Annotated in this window: 11 protein-coding genes; 4 read left to right on the top strand and 7 right to left on the bottom strand. The window is 64.2% G+C overall.

The features are described 5' to 3' along the window. Positions 1-41: 41 nt before the first annotated feature. The 5 genes from MFF34_RS07730 to MFF34_RS07710 all read right to left on the bottom strand — a co-directional run bounded on the left by MFF34_RS07730 (position 42) and on the right by MFF34_RS07710 (position 6,146). Positions 42-1,454 carry a DOPA decarboxylase gene (locus MFF34_RS07730; protein ID WP_238212023.1) on the bottom strand — a complete coding sequence of 471 codons (1,413 nt, stop codon included), beginning with the start codon at positions 1,452-1,454 and terminating at the stop codon, positions 42-44. 78 nt (positions 1,455-1,532) lie between these two features. Then, on the bottom strand, positions 1,533-2,477 hold the full coding sequence (locus MFF34_RS07725; RefSeq protein WP_099453582.1) for a LysR family transcriptional regulator: 945 nt from the start codon (positions 2,475-2,477) through the stop codon (positions 1,533-1,535). A gap of 141 nt (positions 2,478-2,618) precedes the next feature. Then, positions 2,619-3,329: a YebC/PmpR family DNA-binding transcriptional regulator gene (locus MFF34_RS07720; RefSeq protein ID WP_238212013.1), complete on the bottom strand. Its 711-nt coding sequence runs from the start codon at positions 3,327-3,329 to the stop codon at positions 2,619-2,621. Positions 3,330-3,423: 94 nt separating this feature from the next. Beyond that, the gene (locus MFF34_RS07715) at positions 3,424-4,815 is read right to left on the bottom strand and encodes an FAD-dependent oxidoreductase (RefSeq protein WP_238212010.1); all 1,392 of its coding nucleotides are present in this window, start codon (positions 4,813-4,815) and stop codon (positions 3,424-3,426) included. Between the two features lie 14 nt (positions 4,816-4,829). Beyond that, positions 4,830-6,146 carry an MFS transporter gene (locus MFF34_RS07710; RefSeq protein ID WP_238212008.1) on the bottom strand — a complete coding sequence of 439 codons (1,317 nt, stop codon included), beginning with the start codon at positions 6,144-6,146 and terminating at the stop codon, positions 4,830-4,832. A gap of 244 nt (positions 6,147-6,390) precedes the next feature. Here MFF34_RS07710 and MFF34_RS07705 point away from each other — a divergent pair, with 244 nt between their 5' ends. Both MFF34_RS07705 and MFF34_RS07700 read left to right on the top strand, forming a co-directional pair. Further along, positions 6,391-7,260, top strand: a complete 870-nt coding sequence (locus MFF34_RS07705; protein WP_238211997.1) for a LysR substrate-binding domain-containing protein — start codon at positions 6,391-6,393, stop codon at positions 7,258-7,260. Between the two features lie 160 nt (positions 7,261-7,420). Next, a complete protein-coding gene (locus MFF34_RS07700; protein WP_238211995.1) occupies positions 7,421-7,792 on the top strand; it encodes a DUF2784 domain-containing protein in 372 nt (123 codons plus the stop codon). Here MFF34_RS07700 and tam read toward each other — a convergent pair. Continuing rightward, the gene (gene tam / locus MFF34_RS07695; protein WP_238211993.1) at positions 7,782-8,558 is read right to left on the bottom strand and encodes a trans-aconitate 2-methyltransferase; all 777 of its coding nucleotides are present in this window, start codon (positions 8,556-8,558) and stop codon (positions 7,782-7,784) included. The genes MFF34_RS07700 and tam overlap by 11 nt on opposite strands. A gap of 107 nt (positions 8,559-8,665) precedes the next feature. Between tam and MFF34_RS07690 the strand changes: the two genes are divergently transcribed. Next, positions 8,666-8,845 (top strand): hypothetical protein, encoded by a 180-nt coding sequence (locus MFF34_RS07690; RefSeq protein ID WP_099429838.1) that lies wholly within the window; start codon positions 8,666-8,668, stop codon positions 8,843-8,845. Between the two features lie 3 nt (positions 8,846-8,848). Here MFF34_RS07690 and MFF34_RS07685 read toward each other — a convergent pair whose 3' ends face one another. After that, positions 8,849-10,258, bottom strand: a complete 1,410-nt coding sequence (locus MFF34_RS07685) for an amino acid permease (RefSeq protein WP_027593792.1) — start codon at positions 10,256-10,258, stop codon at positions 8,849-8,851. 327 nt (positions 10,259-10,585) lie between these two features. Here MFF34_RS07685 and MFF34_RS07680 point away from each other — a divergent pair, with 327 nt between their 5' ends. Next, positions 10,586-12,010: a PLP-dependent aminotransferase family protein gene (locus MFF34_RS07680; protein ID WP_027593793.1), complete on the top strand. Its 1,425-nt coding sequence runs from the start codon at positions 10,586-10,588 to the stop codon at positions 12,008-12,010. Positions 12,011-12,065: the final 55 nt, after the last annotated feature.

Raw genomic sequence — 12,065 nt, 5'->3', positions numbered from 1 at the left:
GCCTTGCGCCGCGAATGGGCCGCAAAGCGGCCCCAGCGTTTTCAGCCCTTGATCACTTCCTGCAGCCGTTGCCACAGTTGTTCAACATGCTCCCGCTCGGTCGGCAATGCGCCAATCGACACCCGCACCATCCACCGCCCATCAAGGGTGGCCGGCGTCACATACGCCTCCCCAGAACCATTGAGCCGCTCGGCCCAGGCCTTGGTATGCGCATCCAGCGCCTCCCCTTCCAGCCCCGCCGGCCGATGCTGGATGCACAGCGTCTGCAACTGCACAGGTGCCAATAGCGTCCAACCCGGCGTCGCCTCGACCTGCCCAGCAAGCCACTGAGCGTTATCCAAATCACGGCGCAAGCGCGCCTGCAGCGCTTCGACGCCCTCGCTGCGCAACATGAACCACAGTTTCAAAGCGCGGAACCGCCGGCCCAGTGGAATACCCCAATCACGCAGGTTCTTGACCTCACCATCCACCGCCGACTGCAGGTAGCTGGGGTTGGTGCTCATCACCCGGATCAGGTGCTGCGGGTCGCGCACGTAGTAGATCGAACAATCAAAGGCCACACCCAGCCACTTGTGCGCGTTGACCACCACCGAGTCGGCCAGCTCGATGCCGTCCCACATCCAGCGGCACTCGGGCAGAATCATCGCCGACCCCGCCATGGCCGAGTCAACGTGCAGCCACAGGCCATGGGCCTGGGTGATTTCACCAATTGGGCGCAGTGGGTCGAGTGCCGTGGTGGCGGTGGTGCCGGTGGTCGCGACTACTGCACAAGGCTGATTACCTGCCGCCAGGTCCTTCTCAATCGCCGCCCGCAGCGCGTCTGGCTGCAGGGCGAACTGCGCGTCGGTGGGGATCAGGCGAATGTTGTCACGGCCAAAACCGGCCAGCAGTGCGGCCTTGTCCACCGAGCTGTGGGCGTGGGCGCTGACGTAGACGATCAGCGGCTTGGCCTGGGCCTGCAAGCCACCGCGGACCAACGCGTAATCGCTGGCCCGTTCGCGGGCGCAGATCAGCGCCACCAGGGTGCTGGTCGAGGCGGTGTCCTGGATCACCCCGCTCCATTGCCCTGAAAGGCCGAGCAACTGGCGCAGCCAGTCGAGGGTAGTTTCTTCCAGCTCGCTCAAGGCTGGGCTGGACTGCCAGGACAGGCCCAATACACCCAGACCGGTACTGAGAAAGTCGCCCAGCACCGATGACAACGTGCCGTTGGACGGGAAGTAACCGTAGAAATCCGGGTGCTGCCAGTGCGACAGGCCCGGCATGACCAGGTTGTTGACGTCGTCGAGAATCGCCTCGAAGGGTTCGCCCTGCTGCGGGGCGCACTCAGGCAGGGCCGCTTTCAGGTAACCCGGTTCGACTTGGGCCATGACCGGGCGTTCGCCCACGGTTTGGCGGTAGTCGGCGATCAGGTCGATCAATTGGTGGCCGTACTGGCGGAATTGTTCTGGGGTCACGGGCGGTCTCCATTGGGCAGTTTGCTGCCAGTCTAGGTGCCACCCGCCCTGCAAAGAACCCCGCTTCGTGCATACCACCTATGGCGTTGGCGCATGCCCCCCTTGCACGCCGAACTGGGACTGGCGCCACAGCTCGAACACCCGATTGCGCAACCAGCGGTGCTCGGCCGAGGCCTGCAGGCGCTGGTGCCAGACCACCCAGTAACGCTGGCTGTGATCGATGAAGCCCAACGGTCGCCAGGCCAGGTCATGCAAACGGCACAGTTGCCGGGCGATGTGCTCCGGGACCGTGGCCACCGCCTGGCTGTTGCCGATCACCTGCACGGTGGCCGAAAAAAACGGCACTTCCAGGCTGACCCGCCGCTGCAGGCCCTGGGCGCGCAGGTGGCGATCGATAAAGCTGTCCTTGTCGCCCCCCCCGGAAATGCGCACATGCTTGTGCGCCAGATAGGCTGCCTGGCTGAGCGTGTCATGGGCGGTCAACGGGTGGTCGCGGCGCATCAGGCACACCGCGCGGTCCTCGCCGAGCAGACGACCATGCAGGTTGGGCGGCGACTCGTCGAACAAGGTGGTGGCCAGGTCGATCTCGCCACTGGCCAACAACGCGTACTGGCCAGCCTGCCAGGTGCGGTATTCGAGGGACACGCCGGGCGCTTCGTGTTCCAGCGCGGCCACCAGCAGCGGCAGCATATGCTCGGCGACGTAGTCTGAGGCCGCCAGGCAGAAACGGCGCTCGCAGCGGGCGGGGTCGAACACGGCCGGTTGGCGCAGGGCGTGCAGCTCTTCTAAGACCTGGCGCAGTGGCTCGACCAGGGCTTCGGCATGCTCGCTGAGCACGTAGCCACGGCCTTGGCGCACCAGCAACGGGTCGTCGAAGGCTTCGCGCAGGTGGGCCAGTTGACGGCTCAGGGCAGATTGGCTGACACCCAGGCGCTCGGCGGCGTGGCTGAGGTTCTTGAGCTGTAGGAGGCAGTCGAGGGTGCGTAGATGGGCGAGGCTCAGGGAGGCGAAAGTTGGGTTCATGCAGGCTCCCCTTTATCAAATTCACCGGCCCATTCGCGGGACAAGCCCGCTCCCACAGAGCTCCGCTGTGTTTGAGGTTATTAGCGGAGGCCTGTGGGAGCGGGCTTGCCCCGCGAATGGGCCGCAAAGCGGCCCCGGCTTTTAGTCGGTCAGGCCGACATAGACGTTCTGCACGTCATCGTTCTCATCGATCGCCTCGAGGAACGCCTCGACCTCGGCCAATGCCTCAGCGCTCAAGCTGGCAGCACTTACCGGGTTTTTCGGGGTGTAGCCGATCTTTGCCGAGGTCACGGTAAAGCCATGCTCCGGCAGGGCCTTTTGCACCGCGTCCAGGTCGGTGGTGTCGGTGATGAACAGGGTCGAACCCTCTTCTTCCCCATCCTCGAAGTCCTGGGCACCGGCTTCGATGGCGGCCATTTCTGGGTCTGCACCTTCGCTCGGGGTGGCTTCGATCAGGCCGACGTGGTTGAAGTCCCAGGCTACCGAACCGCTCGCACCCAACTGGCCCTTGCGGAACAGCACGCGAATCTGCGCGACGGTACGGTTGATGTTGTCCGTCAGGCACTCGACGATCAGCGGCACCTGGTGCGGCGCAAAACCTTCGTAGCTGACCGCGTGGTACTGCACCGCATCACCGTCCAGGCCGGCACCCTTGCGGATTGCCCGGTCCAGGGTCTCGCGGGTCATCGAGGCCTTTTTGGCCTGCACGATCGCCAGGCGCAGGCGCGGGTTCATGTCGGGATCGGCGCCCGATTTGGCAGCTATCTGGATCTCTTTGGACAGCTTGCCCATGATCTTGCCTTTGGCATTGGCCGCTGTTTCTCTATGTTTGGCTTTCCACTGTGCGCCCATGTCGACTCTCTTGTTTCAACGGCCAGTTCAGGAAGCGACCGGCCAAAAGTGGGTGCAGTTTATACGCCCTCGGGCATGTGATCGACAAGAAATCTCATGCTTTGTCGGCCTTCCCCGCCGCCGCCGCAAAACGTGCCAGGCGTACATCGAGGTGCCGTGGCCGCAGCCCGCGGTCCTCGGCGCGCTCCTTGCGGCGAATGGCATTGCGCACCATCAGCGACCCCAGGTAGCGAATCGGCTCTGGCGGAAACAGCCCCAGCGGCCCCTTGACCAATGGCGAGCGGGTCCAGGGGTTGTCCAACCCCAGCGCCAGCGACGACAGGATTTGCCCACCCATGTGGCACGGCCCGACGCCGCTGCCGGAATAGCCAAAGCCATAGAACACATTGCCCTCCCCGTCTAACCGGCCGAAGAACGGCAAGCCCGTGACGGAGCGGTCCGACGGCCCATTCCAACTGGCCGCCAAGGGCACGCCCGCCAACGCCGGGAAAAACTCGCCCAGGCTTTCACGCAGCAGCGGCCGGTAGGGTGAGGGCTGGTCGAATACCGGCAGCATGCGCCCGCCATAGGCGAAGGTATTGCCGCCCTTGCCGAGCATCAGTCGGCCATCGGAGGTGTTGTGGTAGTAATGCACGAAAATACGCGAATCGAGCACGCTGACGCCACTGTCCAGGCCGATTTCGCGCAACAGCTCAGGACACGGCTCGGTGATCACCATGTCGCTGGACACAATCGCCACACTGCGCTCGAACTGCGCAAACGCCCGCGCCATCCAGGCATTGAGGCCCAACACTACACGGTCGGCGTGCACCGTGCCGTGGGCCGTGCGCACCTGTACCGGCGTACCGTGCACCAGGCCGGTCATGGCCGTGCCTTCGTGAATGCGCACGCCACGCTGCAACGCCACCCGCCGCAGGCCGCGCACCAACTGCCCGGGCTGCACGGTGGCGGCGGCCGGCGAAAACCAGCCTTCCAGGTGCCGCGCCGACCCCGCCAGGCGTTGCAGCTGGTCCAGCGGCAGCCGCTGGAACGAATTCACCCCCTGCTGCTCCAGCGCGGCGATCACCGCATCGGTGGCACCGACCTGGGCCGAGTTGGTGGCGGTGTACAGCGTGCCGTCCAGGCGGTAGTCACAGTCAATGCCATTGGCCGCGCAAAACGCGCCGATGGCACCGATGCTGCGTTCCGATTCGCGCACCAGGCGCACCGCTTCGGCCGCCCCGAACAGGCGCTCGAGGGTGAAGTACTTGGCCGACCACGACAGCGCACAACCGCCATTGCGACCACTGGCGCCAGCGCCGCAGATGTCGGCCTCGATCAGCACAACATCCAGCGCCGGCACCGCCTCCTTGAGCATCAACGCGGTCCACAGGCCGGTGTAGCCGCCGCCGACAATGCACACATCACAACGGCTGTCGCCGTGCAGCGGCGGGCACGCCGCTTCCTGCGCCGAATCCAGGGCCTGTTGCAGCCAGAAGGGTCTCATTCGCTCGCTTTCCTTTAGGTACGCAGTGGCTTGATTGCCATGCTGGTGTTCGGTGCCACGTCGTGGCGCTGCACCGCGGTGGCCGGTCGGCTGTTCCAGTGCGGCAGCAGCACCAGCGCCGAGAACAGTGCGCAACCGGCGAACACGATGAATACCGTGACGCCGTCGAAATAACCCGGCAGCAGCCCGCCAAGCACGGCCCCCACCGAGCCGCAGCCGTTGACGAAGCCTGCTGCGGTGGCACCTGCCTTGGCAGTGCCGAAGTCGATGGCTGCAGCGCCGCTGATCATCGAGTCAGGGCCATACAGGGTCAGACCCATGACGAACAGCAGGCCCACTACCAGCATCACGCTGCCGGTGTGCATGGCTGCCATGAACGCGGCTAGCGTCACCGTCAACAGCACCAGGCTGATCACGCAGGCCGGCATGCGCCGCGCGCCGAACAGTTTGTCGGAGGCCAGGCCGATCATGATCGGCCCCAGCAGCCCGGCCAGTTCGAAGGCCGTGGGGATAATCGCCGCGCCGACCTTGCCCACCGACGGCATTTGCTCGAAGACGATCACTGGCCCCCACAGCAGAATGGCGTAGCGCGCCGGCTTGAGCAGGAAGTAGGCCAGGCCCAGGGTCAACACCTTGCGGTTACGCAGGATCTCGCGCAATGGCGCCCAGACGCTGCACAGGTTCGCGCCCGGTGCCATGCTCTGCGGCTCGGGCTCTACGGCAGGCAAGCCGACGTCTTCTGGCCTGTTGCGCTGCAGGAAGAAAAACAGCACAGCCACCAGGGCGACCACCACGGCACTGGAGAAAAACGCGGCGTGCCAGGTGCCGACCAGGGTGTAAGCCCACCAGCCGGCAAACGGCGAAGCCACCAGGCCGCCAAAGGCATAGCACGAGCTCCACAACCCCAGTACCCGCCCGCGCTGCGCGGCTGGGAAGAAACTGCCGATGTTCTTGCACAAACCGGCCCAGCCTGTGGACTGCGCCAGGCCTTGGATCAACATGCAGGTGGCGAAGATTGGGAAGGTGGCGTAGCTGCCCATCACCACCGCCGCCGCCGCCGAGATCAGCAAGCCGCCAAGCACCACCACACGGGGGCCGAAGCGGTCGGCAAGCATGCCCCAGGTGAACTGGCCCACGGCATAGGCGGCCAGGTAGATCGCGTCAAGGTTGGCCATGGCGGCCTTGTCGAGCATGAAGCCTGGGTCTTCGGCGATGCCCAGCTTGGCGACCGAGAATGCCTTGCGGGTGAAGTAGAAGGCGGCGTAGGCCAGCCAGGTGATTGCGAAAATCTGCATACGCCAGCGTTTGAACGTGGCTAGGGAATGGTTCATGTGAGTCTGACCTCTTGCTCAAGTGTGCCGGCAGAATGTGAAGAAACGCCTGTCTTGTTCTTGTGTTACGCACAGCGATGGCGGGGGCCCGTCATCGGGTCAGATGGCGCTGTATCAGCGCCATGGCCCCGACCGGCGCTTGTGGCTGCGGCGGGGCTAGGAGGTATGGAAACAGCTGGTGACTGATAAATAAAATCGATTTATCGTATTTCACTCATAAGCCCAGCTTGTTACTGGAGTCGTCATGTCGGTGTCCCACGCTCAACTCAAGGCCTTCCACGCGGTGGCGGTGCACGGCAGCTTCACCCGTGCCGCGCAAAAACTGTTTCTGACCCAGCCGGCTGTCTCCGACCAGGTGCGAAAGTTGGAAGAGCGCTTCGGCGTGCTGCTGTTCCACCGCAACAAGCGTTCAGTGCAACTGACCGACCTGGGCGAGCGCCTGCTGGGCATCAGCCAACGCCTGTTCGCCTGCGAAGCCGAAGCCCACGAGCTGCTGCAGGACTCACGCGCCCTGCACACCGGCAGCCTGGTGTTGGCGGTGGACGCGCCGGTGCACGTGCTGCCGCAGATAGCGCGGTTCTGCCAGCGCTACCCGGGCATCCAGGTGAAGATCGAGACCGGCAACACCGATGAATCGTTGGCCCGGCTGTTCAGCTACCAGGCGGACCTGGCACTGCTGGGACGGGACGTCGACGATGAGCGCCTGCACTGCCTGCCGCTGCGCCGCGACCCGATGGTTGCCTTCGTCAGCCACCAACACCCTTGGGCCAGCCGGGGCTCGATCAGCCTGGCGGACCTGGATGACACCCCGCTGGTGCTGAGGGAGCCTGGGTCGGTGACGCGGCAGACGCTGGAAGAAGAAATGCAGCGCGCCGGGCTGCGGATTCGGCCTGCGATCCAGGTAGAAGGCCGGGAGGCGGCGCGCGAAGCAGTGGTGGTGGGGATTGGCGTGGGGGTTGTGTCGGCGGCGGAGTTTGGCGCGGACGCGCGGGTGTGTGCGTTGCCGATTGTCGACTGTCAGCGGCATTTGACCGAGACGTTGGTGTGCCTCAGCGAGCAGCGTACGCGGCGGGTGGTGGCGACGTTCTTGCAAATGGTTGAGGAAGGGCTGTAAAGCTGCATCCCCAATGTTTGCTTGGTAGGAGCAGCCTTGTGCTGCGAAGAGGCCGGTGCAGGCAGCATTGATGTATGGTGCCTGTACCGGCCTCTTCGCAGCACAAGGCTGCTCCTTACAAGGATCGCGAGGATCACGGGCGTCGCGAGGATCACACCCCATGCTCTTTCGATTTGCCGCCGACGCTCTGGTGCTGTTGCACCTGGCCTTCATCTTGTGGGTGCTGTTCGGTGGGCTGATGGTACTCAAGTGGCGCCCCGCCCTGCTCGTCCACCTGCCCGCCCTGGCCTGGGGCCTGGCGGTAGAAGGGTTGCACCTGGAATGCCCGCTGACCGACTGGGAAAACCGCATGCGCTTCGCCGCCGGCGACGCGGGCTACCACGGCGGTTTCGTCGAGCATTACATCTGGCCGCTGATCTATCCGGCCGGGCTGACGCCGCAGATCCAATGGCTGCTGGGCGCCATCGTCCTGCTGGTCAACCTCGGCATCTATGGCTACGTGCTCGGGCGCTGGCGCCGCCCTACCGCGTAGCGATCACGAACAAGCGCGGGAACGGCAACAGCACCTTGCCGTCGGTGGCCGGTGGGTAGTCGTGCTGCATCGCCTGCAGGTACATCTGCAGGAAGGCGGCTTGCTCTTGTTCGTCCAGCCTGGCCAGGTAAGGCCGCAAAGCCGAGCCCTTGAACCACTCCACCACCGCTTCGGCGCCACCCTCCAACGGATGATGGTACGTAGTACGCCACACATCCACCCGCGCGCTCCGCGGGCTGAGCAGGTCGTAATAGAACGCGGCGTTGTGCCTGGGCGGTAGCTGGAAATCGGCGAATTTGGTGGCCCAGGGGCCTTTGCTGGCGATTTCGCGCAGTTGCCGGTGCGCTGGCTCGTCAAGGTTGTCAGGGGTTTGCACCGCCAGGCTGCCGCCCTCGCTCAGCTGGCTGACCAGGTGCGGATACAGCGAAGCGTGGTCCGGCACCCATTGCAGCGAGGCATTGGCCAGGATCAGGTCTTGCGGCTCTGGCGCGGACCACTGGGCGATGTCGGCAATGGCGCAGCGCACGCGCGGTACACACAGCCTTTTGCGCTCCCGGGCCTTTTCGATCATGTCCGGGTCGCTGTCCAGCGCCGTCACCTGGGCATCGGGGTAGCGCTGCAGCAACACCTCGGTCGAGTTGCCCGGGCCGCAGCCCAGGTCGGTGGCATGGCGGACCGGGCGCGGCGGCACGGCGGTCAGCAGGTCGCGTACGGCGCGGGTGCGCTCGTTTTCGAAAAGGGAATACTGGGTGGCGGACCAGGCCATGTGCGGCTCCTTTGGGCGGGCAATGTGCCCAGCATAAGCCAAGTAGTGGCACTTAGGGTCTATTTGCGGGCCGGAACCGAGCGTCTATCCTTGAAGTCAGTCCTTATATGCGCCTGCCCATGAAAACATTCCTGGCCCTCGCCATACTGGCCCTGATCGCCGCTGCCGCCCTCCTCGGCTCGCCATGGATGAACCAGCGTTTTCACATGCCGCCGGACAAACATCCGGCCCAACAACGCGAAACGGCCGGGTCCCCAAGGGAGCCGGCCGTCTCGAACCACAACTGAAGCTTAGTGGCGTTTGGCGCTACGGATCTGATGCACCACACCCATGGCTACCACGACTGCGGCAGCAATACCGGTGGAGATCACCAGGATCTGGTAGTCAGGCATGAACGCCATGGTCACCAGGGCAGCCACGATGAACGCGATTACCAGGTAGGTCAGCCACGGGAACAGCCACATCTTCAGGCGCACTTCCTTGCCTTCGGCAATCAGCTTGCGGCGCATGCGCAACTGCGAGAAGGCGATCACCAGGTACACCAGCAGCGCGATCATGCCGGTGGTGTTCATCAGGGTGTCCAGCACGTCTTTCGGGCGCAGGGTTTCGCTGAAGTTGATCAGCGCACACACCACCGCCACGGCGCACGAACCCATGATCGCGTAAACTGGTACGCCGGTGCCGGCACGGGTGATCTTGAAGAACGACGGCGCGTCGCCACGCTGGGACAGCGAGAACAGCATGCGCGAAGCGGTGTAGTGACCGGAGATCAGGCAGCTGCTCACCGAGGTCAGGACCACGAAGTTCATCAGCAACTCGGCATACGGCACGCCCAGCAGCTCCAGGGTACGGCGGTAGGCGCCATAGCCCGAGACGCCCAGGTGCGGGTCGTTCCACGGTACCAGGCAGACGATCAGGAAGATCGAGCCGACGTAGAACAGGCACACACGCCACACCACCGAGTTGGTGGCCTTGACGATCTGCGCGGCCGGGTCTTTGGCTTCGGACGCGGCGATGGTCACGATCTCTGCGCCGAGGAAGGCGAACATCACCCCGAGCAACGCACCAATCACCGTGGTGATGCCGTTGGGCATGAAGCCTTCTGCGGTCAGGTGGCTGATGCCACGCACTTCACCGAACTGCCAGACGTTCATCACCGCTGCGGTGCACACCACCAGGAAGCAGACGATGGCGATCACCTTGATCAAGGCAAACCAGAACTCGAACTCGCCGTAATGCTTGACGTTGAAGAAGTTGACGGTGATCAGCAGCAGGGTCGTGGCCAGCACGAACACGTTGACACTGACGTCAGGGAAGAAGCCATGCAGGATCTTGCCCGCCACATAGGCTTCCCACGCCATGAGGATGACCCAGTACCACCAGTACAGCCAGCCGATGGTGAAACCTGCCCAACGGCCAATGGCGCGGTCGGCGTAGGTGGAGAACGAGCCGGTGTCAGGCGAGGACGTCGCCATTTCGCCGAGCATGCGCATGATCAGCACCACCAGGATGCCGCCTGCCAGGTAGGCCAGGACAGCGGCCGGGCCGGCGCTGTGGATCACGCTGCCGGAACCGACGAACAAGGCGCCGCCGATAACCCCGGCGATCGACATCATCGTCAGGTGGCGCGACTTGAGGGAGGCACTGAGCTTGCTCTCGTGCCCGCCTTTCGCGGTGGTGGTTGTGGATGTTGCGTCCATCAGTTGTGTACCCCGTGCTTCTTTTTATCCAAGGAAAACTGTGAGACCCCGATGGCTAGCGGCCTCACCTGTACATCAGTGCTAATGCGGGCAGGATGGTGTGAGCAAACACACGCAGGCCATCCATGGCGGCCTGCTGACGCGCCCGAAGGTTTGCCCTTCGAGCGAACTGAACATGCTTTATGTGGCGATATCCGACACCTAATGTAAAAATGTCCGACGCAGAGAGCCATGCACAGTGGCATGAATCTCGCACTGCACTGTACAGGTCGCCAATGCAGTACACCCTGCAGGCACCTGACGCTACGCACCCTGAAAGGCCCTCGAATGTTCGAATTACACCCAGACGCCCCCACCCCGTTGGTCAACCAGATCATCGACGGCTTGCGCGAGCTGATCGACAACCAGACGCTCAAGCCTGGGGCCAAGGTCCCGTCTATCCGCGCCTTTGCCGCGACCTACTCGGTGAGTACCTTCACCGTGGTCGAGGCCTACGACCGCCTGGTCGCCCAGGGCCTGCTGGTCAGCCGCGGCAATGCCGGGTTTTTCATCAACCGCGCGGCTGGCGAGTTGCTGGACAAACACAATGTCGAGGCCGACACCAGTCGACCAACGTTCAACTCCGAGTGGTACCTGCAGCAGATCTTCGAGATCCGCCAGCTGCCCTTCAAGCCCGGCTGCGGCTGGCTGCCCAATGACTGGATGTACGAGGAAGGCCTACGCCGCGGCTTGCGTCAGGTCGCTGGCAGCCCGCTGGAGCTGTCCGGCTACGGCGACCCCATGGGCCTCGCCGAACTGCGCACGCTGACCGCACAAAACCTGCAGCAGGAGCTGTCGATCGTCGCCAACCCGGCGCAGCTGATGCTCACCCATGGCGCCAGCCAGGCCCTGGACCTGGCCGCGCGCACCTTGGTGCGCCCAGGTGACGTGGTGCTGGTCGACGACCCCGGCTACCCCAACCTGATGAGCATCCTGCGCACCCAGGGCGCGACGTTGGTCGGCGTACCCCGCACCCCTGCCGGTTACGACCTGAACCAGCTGGAGCAGTTGCTGGCGCATCACCGCCCGACCGCGTTCTTCACCCAGCCGCACCTGCACAGCCCGACCTGCTCGCGCACCCCGCTGCCGCAGTTGCATCGGCTGTTGCAACTGGCCAGCCAGCATGGCTTCCGCTTGGTCGAGAACAACCTGTACGCCGACATGGTCGCCGAACCGCAACCGTGCCTGGCCAGCCTCGACCACCTGCAGCAGGTGGTGTACGTCGGCAGCTATTCGAAGAGCATCTCGCCCAACGTACGGGTTGGCTACATGATGGCCAACCCGGAGCTGATGCAGAAACTGGTGCACCTGAAAATGCGCTCAGGCCTCACCACCTCGCAGGTGATGGAGCGCGTGGTGTACGCCGCGATCATCGACGGCCGCTGGCGCAAACACCTCAAACGCCTGCGCCAGCGCCTGGCCGAGGCGCACCAGGAAGTGGGCCGGCACCTGCACCGGCTGGGCTTCGAGTTGTTCACCGAGTCGGATGAAGGCATGTACATCTGGACCCGCCACCCCGCCATCCCCGACAGCGCGGAGCTGCTGGATGATGCGTTGGAGAAAGGCATCATGCTTGGGCCTGGGCAGCTGTTCATGGTCGATGCCAAGCCGACCGGGTGGATGCGCTTCAATGTGGCGTTCAGTACGGACCCGGCGATGTGGGAGTTGTTGGAGAAGGTGCTGGTGAAGCATGTGCGGCGGGGTGGGGTGTAGGGACGGTGGTGTGGCGGGGTGTTCACCTTGACATCTTCTGCGCCTGTGAGATCGA

Source organism: Pseudomonas sp. PAGU 2196, from assembly GCF_022179005.1.
In the GTDB taxonomy this organism is placed as follows: domain Bacteria; phylum Pseudomonadota; class Gammaproteobacteria; order Pseudomonadales; family Pseudomonadaceae; genus Aquipseudomonas; species Aquipseudomonas kermanshahensis.
The sequence above is the reverse complement of the archived record's forward strand: the minus strand, read 5'-3'. Positions and strand labels throughout refer to the sequence as shown.